This window comes from Halorubrum rarum (assembly GCF_048380895.1).
GTDB lineage: Archaea > Halobacteriota > Halobacteria > Halobacteriales > Haloferacaceae > Halorubrum.
This window is the reverse complement of sequence record NZ_JBLWMN010000002.1, coordinates 106547-123614: the sequence shown is the minus strand read 5'-3', so window position 1 is coordinate 123614 and position 17068 is coordinate 106547. Positions and strand designations below refer to the sequence as shown.

The following is a 17068-nucleotide window of genomic DNA, read 5'->3' as shown; positions in this document are numbered from 1 at the left end:
CCGCCGTGTGACGTTGGCATGGATCCGAACGACGTCAGCGTGCGATGTGAGTCGATACTCGACGAGATACGTAGCGCCGTCATCGTCGACCGGTCGGTGTTGCGGACGATGCTCGTCGGAGCCCTCGCGGACGGTCACGTCCTCCTCGAGGACGTGCCGGGCACCGGAAAGACGCTGACGGCCGGATCGATCGCCGACGCGCTCGGCCTCTCGTTCTCACGGATCCAGTTCACGCCGGACCTGCTGCCGAGCGACGTCACGGGATCGAACGTCTTCGACGAGCGCTCCGGCGAGTTCGCGTTCCAGCCCGGTCCCGTGTTCGCCAACGTCGTGCTCGCCGACGAGATCAATCGCGCCCCGCCGAAGACCCAAGCCGCCCTGCTGGAGGCGATGGAGGAGGGACAGGTGACCGTCGACGGGACGACCCGCGAGCTGCCGGAGCCGTTCGTCGTGTTGGCGACGCAGAACCCCGTCGAGATGGACGGGACGTTCGAGCTGCCGGCGGCACAGAAGGACCGGTTCATGATCAAAACGAGCCTCGGCTACCCCGACTTCGACGGCGAGATGGAACTGCTCGATCGACGGGCGTCGCGCACCGACAAGTCCCCGTCGGTCGACCGGGTGTGTACCCCGGAGGTCGTCGACGAGCTCCGGGCGTCGCCCGAGCGAGTCAGCGTCGAGGTCCCCGTCCGACGCTATCTGCTGACCGTCGCCCGCGAGACCCGCCTCGACGAGCGCGTCGAGTCCGGCGTCTCTCCGCGCGGCGTCCAGCGCTTCTTCGAGGCGGTTCGAACGCTGGCCGCCGTTCGAGGTCGGTCGTACGCACGACCGGACGACGTGAAAACCCTCGCGCCGCGGGCGCTTTCCCATCGCCTCATCCTGACGACCGACGCTCGGGTCGATCGAGTCGACGGGACGACCGTGATCGAGGACATCCTCGAACGCGTGCAGGTCCCACAGCTGGCCGCCTCGTAGTGCCCGTCCATAGCCGCCTCGTAGTGCCCGTCCGCGGCCGCGATGTGCTCGGGGGCGAACGTCGGTGGGTCGGAGACGGCTCCGCCTATCGGTTATAAAACAGCGTCAGGATCACGCCGGCGACGAGCAGTGCAATCAGTCCCGCGAACGGGAGCCCGTCGACGTCCAGTTCGTTGACGAGCGCCACGAGTACGACGGCGACGGCACCGACGGCGACGCTCCCGCCGACGTGGACGATCTCCGACCGACCCGCGTCGGCCGCGACGCCGAGCTGACCGCCGAGCGAGACCGCGTTCTCCGCGACGTCCCACGCCACCATCGTCAGCACGCCGGCGAGCAGCACCGCACGCAGCGGCGTCGACTGGATCACGCCGCCGGCAAGCACCGTGAGGAACACCAGTCCGGTGCCGGCGTCCACGAGCGTTCGCTCCGAGCCGAGTCGGAGGGGAACGAGTCCGGCGGCAAGCACCCACAGCCCCACGAGGCCGGGGAGGAGCTCGACCCGGTCGACGTACCGGGGCGGCCGCGTGAGAGCGAGCCCGAGCGCGGCGGCGACGAGGAGGGTGCCGACGACGCCGATGGCGACGCCGACGACGCCGATGGCGACGGACCGGTCGCGCCGCCACAGCATCCCGCCGCCGGCGAAGACGGCGACCCCGACGAGCGCGACCGCGAGGACCCAACGCTGTACCGGCTCCGCCGCGACGAGCACCACGGCTCCGGCCGCGAGTGCGACGGCGATCACGCCGCTGAACCGGGCCGGGAGACGGCGGAACGCCGAGTCGTCGGTCGCCGTCGCCCGCGACCGTCCGGCGTCCGTCACGGGTCCCACCGCTCGATGGCCGCCAGGGCCGTTCCGAGCCGGTCGGTGGTGTGCCAGTCGACTGCCGGGATACCCGCGCTTCGGAGCGTTCGGAGTCGGTTCTCCCGTTCGATACGTGCCAGTCTCCCACCCGTAGTCGAGTCCGCGGTCACGTCCGGACTGACGACCGTCACGGCGCACCCGGACTCCTCGAGCGTCCGTGCGGCACGGGTCGACCCGTCGTCACACAGCGGCGTTACCAGGAACACCTGAACGCCGCCGCCGAGGCGCTCACGGAGCGTCGACAGCCGTCGGTCGGGATCGTCGACCGCGCTGGCGGTCCCGGTCGGTTCAGGCGGGCGCATCGAGAGCGACGGGTGCGTCGACAGGTGCGTACGGAATCGGGCCTCGTGGTTCGGTCCCGATCCGGCCGGCAGCCAGCAGGGCTCGCTGCCGAGCGTCGCCAGTCCGACGCGATGGTCGGCCGCGAAGAGGGTTTCGGCGATCCGCCCGGCGGCGTCGACGGCGTACGCGACCGCGTGCGGGTCATCGGGGGATGCAGCCCGATACGCGGTCGCTCGCGCGTCGACGCACAACACGACCTCGGCGAGGCGCTCCTCCCGGAACTCGACGGTGGTGAGCTCGCGGGTCCGGGCGAACCGTCGCCAATCGATGCGCCCCACCGGATCGCCGCGCTCGTACTCCGTGACCCGGTGGAACTCGAGCCCGCTCCCACCCCGGTCCGTGACGAGTTGGCCGGTTCGATTTCGACTCTGCGCCCGGAGCGGAACCGCCGGGATCCGCGCGCCGCACTCGATGACCGTCTCCGTCGCGACCGTCGTCTCGACCTCGGTGGCTCCGCTGACGTCCCGCGCGATGACCGTCGCCGGACCGAACCGATGGATACCCTGATCGGCCCGAACGTCGTACTCGATCGTCGTTTCCGCCGCCGGCCGTAGTGCCGTCCCCGCCCGCGGCGACCCGTCGACGACGGAGAGCATCGGCGGGACGCCGTCGACGAACCGGACGTCGGGGAGCGTCTCGGACCCCTCGTTTCGGAGCGTCGTCGTGACCGTGACGACGTCGCCGACGCCGGGCGATTCGGGGGTCATCTCCCGTTCGACGGAGAGATCGACGGTGGGGGGCGTCGTGATCTCCGGGTAGGCGGCGAACACGATGCCGGTCGCGGCCACGAGCAGCAGGGACGGCCGCTTCGCGAGCACGCCGACCGCGAGCGCGACGAGCACGACGGCGACGACGCCCCGCCAGCGACGCGTCCGACGCACCGTCGTCATCGGTCACCTCCCTCGGATCGATCACGGTCCCTCGCCCGTTCGCCCGCGGACCCGTCGGCGTCGACCCCGGCGTCGACCCTGGCGATGGCGTCGATCGTCCGCTCGACCGGCCCGGTTCCGAAGCCGAGCGGTTCGAGACGGGAGAATACGCCCGCACCGTCGACCAGAAACCGGGCCGCAACCGGGTCGTCCGTCCACGTCCCGTCGTCGATCCGACGCTCGGCGGCGTCGCGTGGACGGTGCTGTGTCCGCATGAGGGACCGAACCGCCGCCTCCCGGAGGCGTTCGCGCGTCGACGTCGCCGAACGGCCGAGAAGCCCGCCGCTCGAGCGGTCGAACGACGTGCCGGGATGCGGTGCCGACTGGACTCGCTCGGCGGCCGGCGGCGTCGCCTCGTCGACGCCGCTGAGTCGACGCCACAGGACGACGACGAGCGCGAGCCACACGGCCACCAGACCGACGACCGCGACGACGAGGTAGTCGCTTCCGAGCGTCTCGATGAGCGCGCCGACCGGGAGTGATTCCGTGGCGTCCGGAACGAACACGGCGAGCAGTCCGACGAGGAACACCGTCCCCCCCGCAACCAACAACGACCCGCGCACGACTCGGCCGAGGATCGATCGTTCCGCGATCGCCTCGCTCATCGGTCGTCCTCCCGGAACGAGCCGTCGGTCCGTGCGTCTCCGGTCGTCTCCCCGTGCTCGCCGAGGCGTTGCAGCCCCGTTCGTGCGGAGTCGGCGACCGCAGCCGGCGGCTCGCCGCCGTAGTGGACGCGCTCGAACGCGCTCGTGATGAGCTCGACCGCGTCCGCGTCGAGACCGGCCTCGCGTGCGGCCACCGCACACTCCGTGGTCGTCATCGTCGCCGGCCGTGCGGGATCGACACGCCGAACCATCCGCACCCACGCCTGATCGACGGCGGTCGACGGCTCGCGGTCCGGCCACCGATCGACCGACTCTGGTCCGCGAACGTCGGGGGTCGCCGTCCGGCCGAGCAGGCTCGAGATCCGCCGTCGGTAGCGGTACGCGAGCGCCGCCAGTGCCAGCAGGACGACGACCGGAATCAGTACCCGGAGCAGCGCGGCGAGAAGCGACCACAACAGGTCCCACACCGTCGGGAGCGCGGTCGTCGTCCCCGGCCCGTCCGCGTCCGAGCCTGCACCACCGTCCCGGCCAGCGTCTCCGTCCTGGCTCGTCCCCCCGTCCCGTTCCGCTCCGTCGAGCTCGTCGACCCCGCTCCCCTGGCCCGTTCCGGACCCCGTCTCGGCTTCCCGCTCGACGCCGCTGTCCGTGGCGTCGACACCGCCGTCCCCGTCCTCGTGGCCGTCTTGAATGTCGTCGCGGATGTCGGCGGCAGTGCTCTGTCCGATGGGCAATCGGTCCCAGTCGATATCGATCTCGTCGGCGGGATCCGTCGTTACCGTCGATTCGAGCGACGTGGCGGACGTCCCGATGGCGAGCACACACAGGAGGGCGACCGCCGCCAGCGCGTATCGGGAGCTCTCCACCGCTCACACCCGCGGTTTCGCGGTCGATCCGTCACGGATCGTGGCCGATCCGTTCCGGACCACAACGGACCGGTCCTCGAACGATCGAATCCCGTCCGTGTGACTCGCCGCGTCGCCGGGGGTCCGGGCGGGGACGGTTACTGCCATCTGTCGTGACCGTCGACGAACGGGAGTATAGTTATGTCCGGCTTACGTCTGGCGCACATCGGAGACGGTCCCGGGCAGCAGCGCCAGTACGTTTGTATGGCTCCCCACCGACGGAGACGGTATGGGTAACGCGCAGGCGCTTCGGGACGTCCTCACGCCGGCCGACGAGCTCACGATCGTCTGTCACAACAACCCGGATCCGGACTGTCTCGCGAGCGCGCTGGCGCTCGGCCGTCTCGCCGCCTCCGTGGGTATCGACGAGCGGCGGATCCTCTACAGCGGCGACATCTCCCACCAGCAGAACCGGGCGTTCATCAACCTCCTCGGGATGAACCTCACCCAGTTCGAGCCGGACCGCGTCCAGAACCGACCCGAGGGCTCGTTGCTCGCGTTCGTCGACCACGCGATCCCCGGTGCGAACAATCGGGTCCCCGAGGGAACCCCGATCGACATCGTCATCGACCATCATCCGGCGGAGGACATCGAGGCTCGGTTCGTCGATCACCGGGAGGAGATCGGTGCCACGGCGACGATCCTCGCCGAGTACATCGACGCGTTCGACGTCGACCTCGACGCCACGCTGGCGACCGCCCTCCTGTTCGCGATCCGCCGTGAAACGCTCGGGTTCCTCCGTGGAGCGACTCGCGATGAGTACGCCGCGGCCGGACGACTCCACGAGTCGGCGGATATGGACCTGCTACGACGGCTCTCGACGCCGTCAGTAACCGGCGCGACGGTCGATGCGATCGCGGACGCGATCGCGAATCGGCACGTCACCGGGTCGGTGTTGATAACGCACGTCGGTCGGACGAACGAACGGGACTCCCTTCCGCAGGCCGCGGACTACCTCGCAACGCTGGAGGGCGTCGAGACCGCCATCGTCTTCGGGATCGTGGACGACAGCATCCACCTGAGCGCGCGCTCGACCGACTCGCGGCTCCACATTGGGGACGTTCTCAACGAGGCGTTCGAGAACGTCGGAAGCGCCGGCGGACACCGCGAGATGGCGGGTGGCGAGGTCCCGCTCGGGATCTTCGCCGACTACGCCAGCGACGATCCGGGTCTCGTAGCGATCGTCGAGCAGGTCATCACCGCTCGCCTCGTCGCGAGCCTCAACCTCCAACGGGACGAGTGAGACACGAGTATCGACAACCGATGATAACTATGTACATCCAATCGATAACGACACCGTAATCACACGGTACATACACTCATACCCTCGTACAAGTAGGATCTACCTAACAGGGTGGTAGACTCATGTTACTAACACAGGTGTCCGCACCGGACACCGAACTCGTCGATCAGATCGCCGGCATCACCGGGCTCGGTTGGACCGCATCGCTGCTCGGATACGCGATCTCAGTGATCGGGTACGGGAACAGCGTGATCGGACGGCTCGTCGTCGAGCCGCGGTCGCTGCTGTACGTGGGGACCGTCCTGTTCGTCGTGACCCTCGGTCTCGATCGGTTCCAGCGAACCCTCACCGACGGCAAGCGTTGACCCTCACCGACGGCAAGCGTTGACCCTCACCGATAGCAAGCGTTGACGTCCACTCCGCGCTGGAGCGCGAGAATCCCGGTGCGGGACAGCCGGCCGTTCCCCTGTCACCGCTGGCACCGTCTCGTCCGTCGGATGCGGTCCGACGAGGCGATACGGAGAGACGGTGGACAGGCACACGTGGGCGAGAGGGTCGCGTTCTGTCTCCCGTCTCGCCACGACCTCGGAGACGCCTTCTCGCGAACGGTATAAGAGCCTTCATCGTCCGGGCGGACCCCGATCCGATCGCCAGTTTGTGCCCGTTGTGCGACCATACTACCCGCCGTCAGACGGCCTCATTCCGGAGATCGTCACCCCATTGATGGATGTATCCCCGCCGTGCACGGCGGGGTTTTCTCCTCGATCACGCTCCGGTCCTCGATCAATACATGGTTTATAACAATACGTGCGAAGGCGGTTTTCCGAGCATGGTCACGATAGGATCGACGGCGGTCGGCAACTTTGACGTCGTATCGGCGGTGCTCTCGCAGGTCCCCACACAGCTCTCGGGGGGCTTCATCGAGCTGGCAATACTGTTCTTCGTCCTCGCGATCGTCGCCGCCGTCCTCGGGGCGAGCGGCGTCGCAGGGATCAGTATGCAGATCGCGAAGTGGTTCATCATCATCTTCATCGTGCTGGCGATCATCTCGATGCTACTGTGATCGGCGTTAGCGGCCCGATCGTGGCATCAATTTACACAGGTACGGAGGACCGATCCGGCGAACGGTCGCGCGACGTGTCGGTCGTCGATCGGCCGTGTTGTGGGCCGGTCGTGTAGCCACGTATGAACAACGACGTGAACGGAGCGGCTCGCGACCGAGGTCCCGGATCCGGGCTCGCGTACCGGGTGCTGCTTCGGACGGATCGGTGGCTACTGACCGGAGCGATACTGCTTGCCGTGTTCGTCACGCTCGTCTCGCTCAGTCGGGTCGGGCTCACGCCGCTGCGAACCGTCGTCGAGAACCACGACGGCGTCGCGTTCCTCTTTGTAGCGTTCATCGGGACGATAGTCACTGGTACGGCGATCGTCGTCACGATCAATCAGCTCGTGCTCTCCCAGGAGCTCGGCACGCTTGGGGACCAACACGAACGGATGCAGGGTTCCATGGACGTCCGTCGGGACGTCGAGTCGGCGATCGGCCGCGGTGCGAGCCCGACCGATCCCGCGGCGTTTCTCAGCGAACTCGCGGCGGCCGCTCGTGAGCGCGCGAACGCGCTCGGTGAGGCGATCGATGACGAGATCGATGCCGACGACGCGGAGATCCGCCGGGACGTGGCCGAGTACGTCGACGACCTCACAGCAGAGACGACCGTCCTGATCGACGGGCTCTCGGACGCCGAGTTCGGCACCTTCGAGGTGATCCGGCACGCACTCGCGTTCGACTACTCCCCACGGATCCACACCGGTCGTCGGATCCGTTCCGAGTTCGGCGATACCCTCCCTGTCGAGGCCACCGACGCGCTCGACGACACGATCGAGATCCTGCTGCTGTTCGCACCGGTACGCGAACACCTCAAGACCCTGTACTTCCAATGGGAGCTGATAAACCTCTCTCGAGCGCTCCTGTACGTCTCCGTGCCCGCGCTGACCGGGATGGGGGGTCTGATCATGTACGTCGACGCCGCATCGCTTCACGGGACGGTCCTCGGCATCGACAACCTCGTGTGGATAACGAGCGCGGGGTTCGTCGTCGGCATCTCCCCCTTCGCCGTCTTCACCGCATTCGTGCTTCGGATCATGACCGTCGCGAAGCGAACGCTGGCGATCGGACCGTTCGTCCTCCAATAAACCGAGCGTGGGAACGACCGCTCCCAGTGATACCGGAACCGAACCGCGCCCGTCGTCGAAGTAAGGCGGCCATGTTCGTGCCGGGCCGCAGGTACTATCCGTATTACAATGCCCGGAACGACGGTACGTCCACGTGCAATGGCACGAACGACAGTTACCGAGGACGACGAGGGGAAACGCGTAGTCAACGCGACCGGCGATGAGATCGGGATGGTCACCGAGGTCAAAGGGGGAATGGCGTACGTGGATCCGGATCCGGGGATCACGGACTCGATCCGATCCAAGCTCGGGTGGGGGAAAACGGATACGGAGGACTTCGGGCTGGAGGCGAACCGGATCGAATCGGTGACCGACGACGAGATCCGACTCAAAGACGACTTCTGAGCGACGGCGAGTCGCGCCATATTTTCTCGAAGCCGCTCACTCGGACGGACGCGTGCTTCGGTCCCGAACGCGACCCGTCGGTCAACGGCTTCGATGAGCGGTAGTCCCGTTGGCGTGTCCGCTGGATAACGGATCACACCGTTCGACTCCTCGTGGCCGAGAACTCGGAGCGGTTTTCGTTGACGACTGCCTGAGCTTCATCTTCGGGTCCTCCGGTCGTGACGGGTTCATCCACGGCGAAGGTCGTGGGTTTTCTCTTATACTCTATGCAAGCACGCTCTCATAAAACATATTATGTATGGGTCAATATGTAACTATTGTATTTATTTAGATCTATCTGAGGAGTTCGCGAAGTAGTCGTAAAGAGAGATATCATATCACTATCGATGTCTATGAACTTACAGACTAAATAGAGATCAAAGACTACATAAACCGTATGAAAAAGTGATATATGATCCATAGATGTAACTATATCTACGTTTAGAGGATATTCAGCCAAATAATGATTCACACGACATTAAGATGGACGCTATCATAAGTTGATTCGTATAACTGATAGAGCCAGTATATGGGAATACCCACCTTTTAGTAATGATGATATTCTTTCTATACTATCTATTAATCATATCGTCTCAATGTGAGGAGACGTGTCCTATTTCCCGAAGTTCTACCTCCGGAAAGCGGGACCGGGATCGCTCAGAATTAATTACTATTGTATGGATGTAATTCCTTGCTCGCTCACGGTTTGTTTGGTGTGAACGATGATCTATCATAATAATCCATTCAATTGTTCCGCAATGTGGGATCCAATACGTCGATCGTCTTATGACTTCTTTGTATATTATGATGAGTGCTCCGGATATCTGATCGGAACCGTACCGATCGTTTCGGTTGGTAGTGGAAGATCGAATAGGAGACCCGTAGTTATATCATGATCTATTATCCCGCACCGTGGGACGAGTGTCACTCCACAGCCCTGCATTTTGTATTTTGACAAATGGACCGATATCGTCGTAGTTACTACGTTGGTTATATACGGTGTGACGGGATTTATAAAGAAGATTAAAACATGGAGCACTGCCGGCGATCAGCGTTTCGGGAGTGACCCCGTCGTCGAGCCGTGATTCGATGGTTCGAGAGGACGCATCAACGTTGGCGGAATATCCCGCAATGGAGGATAACAGTTCGATCCGCCGGCGACGGATCCGTCATCACGAACCGTTCGAAGCGTCCGCTACTGTTGGACCATCCCTTCCCGTCAACCACGAGTGGATACCGTCTTCAGCGTATCACGGACGGTCTCCTGCCCGGTGGTAGGACACCAGGACGAGCGGATTCACTCGGTAAACGGGCCTCGAGTGATCGGGTATCCCTGACGGGATCATCGGACGATCGCGTCGATCAGACCTGGAACTCGGAACCTCCTTCGAGCACCGTTTCTCCGTCCAGTTTGAGCGTCGCCTCCGCCATCATCGCATCGAAATGCACCGGTGCACGGGTCTCTCCCCCGAGGTTCGTGCTGGTTCCGATCCCGAAATGAACGTTACCGTACCGTCCGTGATTATGCGAGAACCAGTCGTTGAACTCCTCACATTCGGGATTCATACCGACCGCCAGCTGCGCGATATTGTATACTGCGGGAACGTCGTACTCGGCCCAAACCTGTTCGATCCGCTTTGCGGCTTTTCCGCCGGCGACGTCCGTGACGTAGCCGTCCTCGATCTCCATGACGACGTCTTCGTCGAGCTCACCGATACCGAGGTTGGGTATCGCACCGTCGAAAACGACTGTACCGTTAGTCGTTCCTTCCTTCGGAGCGATGTTCGACTCGATGTGGACGAGTCCGGTATGAGTCCCCGGCTCGGTCGCGATTCCGGGGTGAGCGTTCCCGGGACGACCCTCCAATCCAACGGTGACATCGGTTCCCTGGGGTGACGTGACACGTGCTTCGGACGCCTCGGAGAACTTTTCAGCCATCCGTTCACACATCGGCCGCATCGACTCGTAATCAGCATACAGACCGCCGGTAACGAGTTGTTCGGGTGTAAATCCAACCATACTGATGAAGCGGGCACCCCGTTCCATCGCCTCAGGCATGACCGTCGAGTGGGTTACGGATCTGGTAACCGGCGTTATTACGACGTCGGCCTCGAGCATCGCTGCTTTCACCGGTTCGGGTGGTTCGTTTCCATCGTGTTCGCGGGGAGTCATGACCGTCAGGATCACTTCTGCACCCCGTTGCTTCGCCGCCGCGGCGATCCGTTCGCCGACCTCCGAGCACCGCCAGTCGGTCGCGACGACCACCGTCTCGTCCGCTTGTACGCCCACGCAGACGTCGACGACTCGGCTCGCACCGTGCATTTCTTCTACGGATTGCATCGGTAACATATCACAGCATCTATTATATATATTCTCGTGATCCCGCACATCCCTTCACGTCCTCACGGTCGTCGTTCTCTCGTCGTTCGACAAGCTCCGGGGACGACAGCTCGCCCTCAGTCGTCGACGGCAAGCGGATCGTCCTCGAGAGATCGTACTATAAGAAAATCGAGAGATCGTACCATAGGAAAGGTTTAAGAGCTCACGAGAAGTGGGATTCGATGGCATGGTAATTGAGTTTGGAGGATTATTTGAGCATGCTGCTGAGGCGCTCTGGATCGTCATTTCACAGTGGCAATATCTACTACTGGGAATCTTGGCAGGCATGATATTGGGTGTGATCCCAGGAATGGGTGGTGCCGTGACGCTCACCGTCCTGCTCCCGTTTTCGATCCGTCTCGATCCGACCTCCGCGTTCGTCCTGTTCGGCGGTGCGCTCGGAGCAACGACGTTCGCGGGGTCCCTCACCGCGATCCTCGTTAACACACCTGGTTCCGGCTCCAACGCGGCGACCCTACTTGACGGGTATCCGTTGACGAGACAGGGTGAAGCAAAGACAGCGATAGGTGCGTCGGCGTTCTCCTCGGCGACCGGTGCAGTGTTGTCCCTCGTGTTCTTTTTGGCGTTGATCCCGTTCATAATCGAGATCGCGCTCCTGTTCGGAAACTCGGAGGTGTTCTGGTTGGTCCTCATCGGCCTCACGGTGCTTCCCCTCGTTGCGGGTGACCGCATGCTGGCCGGGTTAGCCGTGGGTGCTTTGGGCCTGATATTCGCGTTCACTGGCCCGGCGCTACGAACGGGAGAGATGCGCTTCTCTCACGGGTTCGCGTTCCTTTTCGACGGGATCGGGCTCGTTCCCGCGATCGTCGGGCTGTTTGCTATCGCAGAGATGGTTAAACTCGCATCGCAGAACCAGGACATAATCAAAGAGAAACACGAGATCGGTGGAAGCATCGTCAAAGGAGTTAAAGAGACGATCCGACATCGCTGGTTGTGGTTTCGGTGTACCCTCATCGGCCTACTCATCGGTACGATCCCGGGTGCAGGAGGTTCCGTGGCGAACTTCGTCTCCTACGGTCATGCGGTACAAACGTCCAAGAACCCACAGGAGTTCGGTACCGGGCGCATTGAGGGCGTGATCGCATCGGAGGCGGCGAACGACTCCAAAGACGGCGGACAGCTGTTCCCGACGCTCAGTCTCGGGATCCCCGGTAGCGGATCGATGGCGGTGCTTCTGACCGGATTCCTCGTTCACGGGATCCAGCCGGGACCGGGAATGCTGTCGGAGGAACTAACCCTCATGTTGGTCATCGTCTTCTCCCTCATCGCCTCGAACGTGCTCACCTCCGTGATCGGAGTCATCTTCTCGAACCAGCTCGTGCAGATCGCGGACCTGCCCATCGCCGTCCTGTCTCCCTCGATCATCGTTTTGAGCCTGATGGCGGTGTTCATCTCTCGTAATCACTTCCCGGATCTGTTCGTCGCCCTGTTCTTCGGACTGTTGGGTATCGCACTCATGTATTTCAGCGTGAGTCGGATCCCAATCATCCTCGCACTCGTCCTCGGCGGGATCTTCGAGAACAACTTCTACATCTCTCTGCAGTTGGCACAGGGCGACTGGTTCCAAGCGTTCTTCGTCGGAACCCTCAATCAGATCCTGGTCGTCCTCCTCATCGTTACGATCCTGTTCCCGTTTTACGGTCAGATACGCCGGGCCCTCGAGACCCGGCTACCGGTGTAGCTTCGATCGGCTCCGTCGGCACTCTCAGAACTCGAATGCCGCTCACCCTCCCGACGGAACGACTCTTCAAGAGGCGCATCCGCTATCAGCGATCGCATCGCTCGCGATCCAAGTCGTATCGAAGAATCCTCATCGCTTCGGTCTCTCCCGTGGACCGGTTGCTCCGGAAAACCGTCGACGGCATCGATACGACGTCGACAGCGTCTGCGTCTCGTTGATCCGTAGTCACGCTGTCCGCGACTCGATTTCGATCATCACGGTGTCCGACAAGTAGTGGGGTGAACGAATCGTAACGTGGAACACCGAAGATAAAGCGAGACGGCAGACGGTTCCGATTCGTTCCGCTGGGTTCGGGTCTTACAGCAGTTCGCCGGAGTCCATGATCTTCTCACCGTCCGCGAAGACCGTGGGATCGAGGACGACGCCGTCTAGGTGAAGATCGCTTTTCACTTTGCCCCCGATAGTGTTGCTGTCCCCGATAGCGATGTGGATCGTTCCGTACTTCTTTTTCGTCTCACGCATGTTGTCCACGAGACGCGCGCCCTCGTTCGTCCCGATGGCGAATTCCGCGAGGTTTCCAGCGTTGTCGTCGGAGTCCTCGACCATCCGGCGCAGTTGGTTCGCTTCTTCTCCGCCCTCGATCTTCGTCAGATAGCCGTCCTCGAAGGTCAAGTCGATCGGCGTATTCACCAACCCGATGTTATCCATGGCGGCGTCGATGCGTATCCGACCCGTAGCGGTACCCTCTACGGGAGCGATTGCGACCTCGCCTTGGGGGAAGTCCGCCGCACCATCGCTTTTGTCGTTGACCTTTATTCCGAGCGCGATCACTGGCCGTTCCTCGACGCTAAAGCGTAGATCCGTTCCGGAATCGGTCGTGATGCGGATCTCAGAGACCCCCTGCAGGGTCTCTTTGACCGACGACACCATGTCGTCTACGGCTTGGTAGTTCTCGGGAGACGGCCCGTTGATGAACAGGTCCTCGTTTGCCCCCCACATCGAAGCGATCTGGGTACCCGCCGCCTGGGCGTCCCTGTGGGCGTCCGTATGCGTGACGTTATTCGAGGTCATAATGAACACGTAATCCGCGCTTTTCATCACTGCTCCGGCCATTTTCGGAAGTTCAACTCCACCCCTCGTTTCCATCGGGAGGCTGAGGATCCCCGTCGTCGCATCGACGGCTCGTGCCGCACTGGCCAGCGCTTTCGCCATCGGATACCGTGTATCGTCCGTCAGTATCACGACGTCGTCGTCGGATCGAACGTTCGATATCTCCTCGACGAGCACGCGCATGGGCCTACTCAGCTCTAAGTGTACCATGAGTTAGCAAGCATCTCGTTCTCACATAAAACATTCGATGAACGCGACGGAGTACGTCTCGCGTACCACGATCGACGATCGGTGCCGGTGGTGTCTCCGTGCTGAAGCCGAGGCGCGGGTCACATCGACTGTCGTCTCGAAAGACCCATACATATATTTACACTCCCCCGTAATCGAGAGGCATGTCCACGAATAACGGACGTTTCCGGATCGAGTTGAAGGAGGTAAAACGGAACCTCTGGGAGGAGCGACAGTTCCTCGGTCTCCTAGCCGGAATGTTAGTGTTCTTCGGATACTACTACTACCTCACCCTCGATTTCTCACAGCCACAGACGTCGTTCCTTCCACGGATCGTTCTCGGGCTGGGAATCACCACTGTCGTGCTGAATATTCTCGTCATTGCGTTTAACGATCAGATCGAGGAGATACGCGGTTCCGAATCGAAGTCCGTCGCCGACGAACTGTTGGAGGAACGTGCGAGCGACGATGAGTACAGCGTGGTCTCCCTGCTCAAGGAGACCAGTTGGATCATCGGATATATCGCGACCGTCTATTACGTCGGATTCTTCACCGTCACACTGATTTTCGTGTTTCTCTACGGACTCACGCACTTCGACGAGATATCGCCTCGGTCGGTCGCTTTCGCCCTGCTCGTCAGTGTCTCGTTGAACGCGTTCCTCTACTTCCTGTTCATCACGATCATGAACTCCGGTGCGATCCTCCGGGTCGGTCGCTTCATCTGAACGTTCGGCGCTTCGATACATTGTTATTGTATCGCATGAATGTGAATACGTAATGACCGAAGAACCCGGGATCTACGACGAATTAGACGTTCCGACCGTGATCAACGGCGTTGGAACGCGTTCACAGGTAAGCGGCGCAACGGTGAGGCCGGAAGCGCGAGAAGCGATGTCCGATGCCGCGACGGAATCCGTGTACGTTTCGGATCTCCAAGCGGCGGCCTCGAAGGTGATACGCACCGTTACCGGCGCTGAGGCGGGATTGATCACCGCCGGAGCGGCGTCGGGACTGGCTCTCGCGTCGGCTGCGTGTCTTGCGGGCGACGACTACGGAGTCATGGAGCGACTGCCCGACACCGACGGTGTTCCCAGCGAGATCATAATCCCACGGTCACACCGATGTAAATACCAGATCTCACTCCGGGCGTCCGGTGCGGAGCTCGTTGGCGTCGGGCCCGTGTCTCACCACCCCGTTAACGGTGGGACGGATCGTGTCGAACAATGGCATTTGGAAGCTGCAGTGACGGAAGACACCGCCGCGATAGCGTATCTCTCCCGTCCGTACAACGTTCTCAGTATCGAGTCGGCCGCGGAGGTCGCTCACGAACACGAGATTCCGCTGATCGTTGACGCCGCCGACGACGTCCATCCGCCCGAACGCATGCGATCGCTGTTCGAGAAGGGAGCGGACCTCGTGAGTTTCAGTGGCGGGAAGTCGATCGGCGGTCCACAGTCGACGGGAATCTTGGCAGGAAACGCCGATTTGGTCCGGTCCGCCGCGCTGCAGATGCTCCCCGATGGCTACGACGATCGGGTGTGGTCTCCGCCACAGGAGTACATCGATCCCGACCAACTGAATGGGGTTCCCCCGAACGGGATCGGCCGGCCGATGAAGGTCTCTAAAGAGGAAATCGTCGGGATCATCACGGCACTCGAACGCTTCCACGCGGAGGACCACGCCCAGCGACTCTCCGAGCTGCGATCGCGGTCCGAGCGGATCGTTGATCGTTTGGATCCGATAGAGGGAATCGATGCTCACCTCTCACACGAGTTCGAACGATATCCGCCGAAAGTCGTGGTGTCGATGGACCCGGCTGTGGTCGGTGACGCCGCGACGGTCGTCCGGAAGCTTCGAAACGAGAACCCACGCGTCTGGATCGGTGACCGACGGCTGCACCGCAACGAAACCACGATAAGTCCCAAATGCCTCACCGACGACGAAGCGGACTACCTCGTCGATCGGTTCTCACACTACGTCGGCAACTGAGCGGAACGGCGCTGAAAATCGGGTCGACGTCGGTGTTCCGCTACAGGATCAGCTGTGCGGGCCCCAACGCGTCGTGCTCGGGCTTGTTCAGTGTGATGTCGACCAGCTCGTCCAGCTTCTCCAGACCGTGTAGTTCGTGTGTGGTGAACTCCTCTATCGACACGCGTCCGTCGGCGACCAGTTCCGGCGCAAACCGTCCGTTGTCGCTGTTCGGACCGAGGGAGATGACACCTTTCTGTGGGTTGACCCAACTGACCATCTTGGAGCCGTACTCACGCGGGGTAAGTGAGACGTCACCCGCGATGTGTCCGACTTGTACGATCGTTCCACCCTCTCTGACGGACTGGAAGGCGGACCCGAGCGGTGACCGCTCGTCCGTCGCGGATTCCTGCGGCCCTCCCACGCACTCGAAGACCACGTCCGCACCGATTCCGTCGGTACGTGTTTTGATCCGTTCGGAGACGGATCCCTCTGTTCCGTCGATCGGGTCCATCCCCATCGAAGCCGCGAGGTCGAGTTTCCGTTCGTCGATGTCGACCGCGAACACGTCTTTCGCTCCCTTCAGCATCGCGATCTGCCCGCATTGGAGCCCCATCACGCCCGCCCCATATATGACGGCGACGTCGCCGCTGGAGAGCCCCGAGTCATCGACACAGAGGATGGTACTCGCGAGGGGTTGCATCGCTGCCCCTGCGGCGTCCGAGACGTCGTCGGGTAACTTCGCTAACGGTTCCGTCGGCAGTAGGAGGTACTCGGCGAGTGCTCCCGGTCGTTCGTACCCGATGCCCTGTTTCGACTTACACAGCTCGGGATACTGCCGGTCACAGTACACGCATTCACCACACGAAATCTTGCCGGGCGCGTATACGCGGTCTCCGACCTCGAAATCCGTTACTCCGGTGCCGATCTCGGTGATATGTCCACAGAACTCGTGTCCGAATAGACGGGAGTCCCCTGACTCGATACGGTGTTTGACCTGCTCGTAGTGCTTCTTTTGAACCCCCATAATGAGGTCACACTCCGTGACACTCAGTTGAACCCGGTCGATCTTTATCTCGACCTCGCTCGGTCCAGGGTCTTCTCGTTCGATCTCGACGATCTCGCTCTCTTGGAAGTCAGTGAATTGGACTGCTTTCACATGACGAGGTTACCGGCATACTATATTAACTTTACTTGCGGAGCGCTC

16 protein-coding genes are annotated in these 17068 nt (G+C 62.2%); 9 read left to right on the top strand and 7 right to left on the bottom strand.

Annotated elements, in window-relative coordinates; translation table 11 throughout:
* The first annotated feature begins 18 nt into the window (after positions 1–18).
* Complete coding sequence (locus tag ACNSN7_RS02295) at positions 19–975, top strand: AAA family ATPase (RefSeq protein WP_418280358.1); 957 nt, start codon at positions 19–21, stop codon at positions 973–975.
* Between the two features lie 85 nt (positions 976–1060).
* On the opposite strand, the gene ACNSN7_RS02290 is transcribed toward ACNSN7_RS02295, so the two are convergent.
* The 4 genes from ACNSN7_RS02290 to ACNSN7_RS02275 are packed head-to-tail and all read right to left on the bottom strand — an operon-like array spanning position 1061 to position 4579.
* Positions 1061–1798, bottom strand: a complete 738-nt coding sequence (locus tag ACNSN7_RS02290) for a DUF7519 family protein (RefSeq protein WP_418280357.1) — start codon at positions 1796–1798, stop codon at positions 1061–1063.
* A complete protein-coding gene (locus tag ACNSN7_RS02285; protein WP_418280356.1) occupies positions 1795–3072 on the bottom strand; it encodes a DUF58 domain-containing protein in 1278 nt (425 codons plus the stop codon). The genes ACNSN7_RS02290 and ACNSN7_RS02285 overlap by 4 nt, the downstream gene beginning before the upstream one ends.
* A complete protein-coding gene (locus ACNSN7_RS02280; protein WP_418280354.1) occupies positions 3069–3716 on the bottom strand; it encodes a DUF7269 family protein in 648 nt (215 codons plus the stop codon). Before ACNSN7_RS02280 ends, ACNSN7_RS02285 begins: the two co-directional genes overlap by 4 nt.
* Complete coding sequence (locus tag ACNSN7_RS02275) at positions 3713–4579, bottom strand: DUF4129 domain-containing protein (RefSeq protein WP_418280353.1); 867 nt, start codon at positions 4577–4579, stop codon at positions 3713–3715. The genes ACNSN7_RS02280 and ACNSN7_RS02275 overlap by 4 nt, the downstream gene beginning before the upstream one ends.
* A gap of 268 nt (positions 4580–4847) precedes the next feature.
* Here ACNSN7_RS02275 and ACNSN7_RS02270 point away from each other — a divergent pair, with 268 nt between their 5' ends.
* The 5 genes from ACNSN7_RS02270 to ACNSN7_RS02250 all read left to right on the top strand — a co-directional run bounded on the left by ACNSN7_RS02270 (position 4848) and on the right by ACNSN7_RS02250 (position 8435).
* Positions 4848–5861 (top strand): DHH family phosphoesterase, encoded by a 1014-nt coding sequence (locus ACNSN7_RS02270; RefSeq protein WP_418280352.1) that lies wholly within the window; start codon positions 4848–4850, stop codon positions 5859–5861.
* Positions 5862–5983: 122 nt separating this feature from the next.
* Entirely contained in the window at positions 5984–6226 is a 243-nt protein-coding gene (locus ACNSN7_RS02265; protein ID WP_418280351.1) for a hypothetical protein, read from the top strand.
* Positions 6227–6690: 464 nt separating this feature from the next.
* Complete coding sequence (locus ACNSN7_RS02260; protein ID WP_418280349.1) at positions 6691–6924, top strand: DUF1328 domain-containing protein; 234 nt, start codon at positions 6691–6693, stop codon at positions 6922–6924.
* Between the two features lie 122 nt (positions 6925–7046).
* Positions 7047–8051 carry a DUF7972 family membrane protein gene (locus ACNSN7_RS02255; RefSeq protein ID WP_418280348.1) on the top strand — a complete coding sequence of 335 codons (1005 nt, stop codon included), beginning with the start codon at positions 7047–7049 and terminating at the stop codon, positions 8049–8051.
* Positions 8052–8189: 138 nt separating this feature from the next.
* Entirely contained in the window at positions 8190–8435 is a 246-nt protein-coding gene (locus ACNSN7_RS02250) for a DUF8593 domain-containing protein (protein ID WP_418280347.1), read from the top strand.
* Between the two features lie 1401 nt (positions 8436–9836).
* Here ACNSN7_RS02250 and ACNSN7_RS02245 read toward each other — a convergent pair.
* Positions 9837–10814 (bottom strand): aminopeptidase, encoded by a 978-nt coding sequence (locus ACNSN7_RS02245; protein ID WP_418280346.1) that lies wholly within the window; start codon positions 10812–10814, stop codon positions 9837–9839.
* Between the two features lie 226 nt (positions 10815–11040).
* Here ACNSN7_RS02245 and ACNSN7_RS02240 point away from each other — a divergent pair, with 226 nt between their 5' ends.
* Entirely contained in the window at positions 11041–12555 is a 1515-nt protein-coding gene (locus ACNSN7_RS02240; RefSeq protein WP_418280345.1) for a tripartite tricarboxylate transporter permease, read from the top strand.
* Positions 12556–12912: 357 nt separating this feature from the next.
* Here the strand turns inward: ACNSN7_RS02240 and ACNSN7_RS02235 are convergent, their stop codons facing one another.
* Entirely contained in the window at positions 12913–13875 is a 963-nt protein-coding gene (locus tag ACNSN7_RS02235; RefSeq protein ID WP_418280344.1) for an aminopeptidase, read from the bottom strand.
* A 182-nt stretch (positions 13876–14057) separates the two neighbouring features.
* Between ACNSN7_RS02235 and ACNSN7_RS02230 the strand changes: the two genes are divergently transcribed.
* On the top strand, positions 14058–14618 hold the full coding sequence (locus tag ACNSN7_RS02230; protein ID WP_418280343.1) for a tripartite tricarboxylate transporter TctB family protein: 561 nt from the start codon (positions 14058–14060) through the stop codon (positions 14616–14618).
* A gap of 52 nt (positions 14619–14670) precedes the next feature.
* Complete coding sequence (locus tag ACNSN7_RS02225; RefSeq protein ID WP_418280342.1) at positions 14671–15882, top strand: L-seryl-tRNA selenium transferase; 1212 nt, start codon at positions 14671–14673, stop codon at positions 15880–15882.
* Between the two features lie 40 nt (positions 15883–15922).
* Here ACNSN7_RS02225 and ACNSN7_RS02220 read toward each other — a convergent pair whose 3' ends face one another.
* On the bottom strand, positions 15923–17020 hold the full coding sequence (locus ACNSN7_RS02220) for a zinc-dependent alcohol dehydrogenase (RefSeq protein WP_418280341.1): 1098 nt from the start codon (positions 17018–17020) through the stop codon (positions 15923–15925).
* Positions 17021–17068: the final 48 nt, after the last annotated feature.

Excerpts from the sequence above, each read along its gene's own strand:
- ACNSN7_RS02295 (WP_418280358.1), top strand. The coding sequence starts at position 19 with ATGGATCCGAACGACGTCAGCGTGCGATGTGAGTCGATACTCGACGAG.
- ACNSN7_RS02230 (WP_418280343.1), top strand. The coding sequence starts at position 14,058 with ATGTCCACGAATAACGGACGTTTCCGGATCGAGTTGAAGGAGGTAAAA.
- ACNSN7_RS02270 (WP_418280352.1), top strand. The coding sequence starts at position 4,848 with ATGGGTAACGCGCAGGCGCTTCGGGACGTCCTCACGCCGGCCGACGAG.
- ACNSN7_RS02265 (WP_418280351.1), top strand. The coding sequence starts at position 5,984 with ATGTTACTAACACAGGTGTCCGCACCGGACACCGAACTCGTCGATCAG.
- ACNSN7_RS02280 (WP_418280354.1), bottom strand. The coding sequence starts at position 3,716 with ATGAGCGAGGCGATCGCGGAACGATCGATCCTCGGCCGAGTCGTGCGC.
- ACNSN7_RS02250 (WP_418280347.1), top strand. The coding sequence starts at position 8,190 with ATGGCACGAACGACAGTTACCGAGGACGACGAGGGGAAACGCGTAGTC.
- ACNSN7_RS02255 (WP_418280348.1), top strand. The coding sequence starts at position 7,047 with ATGAACAACGACGTGAACGGAGCGGCTCGCGACCGAGGTCCCGGATCC.
- ACNSN7_RS02225 (WP_418280342.1), top strand. The coding sequence starts at position 14,671 with ATGACCGAAGAACCCGGGATCTACGACGAATTAGACGTTCCGACCGTG.
- ACNSN7_RS02240 (WP_418280345.1), top strand. The coding sequence starts at position 11,041 with ATGGTAATTGAGTTTGGAGGATTATTTGAGCATGCTGCTGAGGCGCTC.
- ACNSN7_RS02235 (WP_418280344.1), bottom strand. The coding sequence starts at position 13,875 with ATGGTACACTTAGAGCTGAGTAGGCCCATGCGCGTGCTCGTCGAGGAG.
- ACNSN7_RS02285 (WP_418280356.1), bottom strand. The coding sequence starts at position 3,072 with ATGACGACGGTGCGTCGGACGCGTCGCTGGCGGGGCGTCGTCGCCGTC.
- ACNSN7_RS02245 (WP_418280346.1), bottom strand. The coding sequence starts at position 10,814 with ATGCAATCCGTAGAAGAAATGCACGGTGCGAGCCGAGTCGTCGACGTC.
- ACNSN7_RS02260 (WP_418280349.1), top strand. The coding sequence starts at position 6,691 with ATGGTCACGATAGGATCGACGGCGGTCGGCAACTTTGACGTCGTATCG.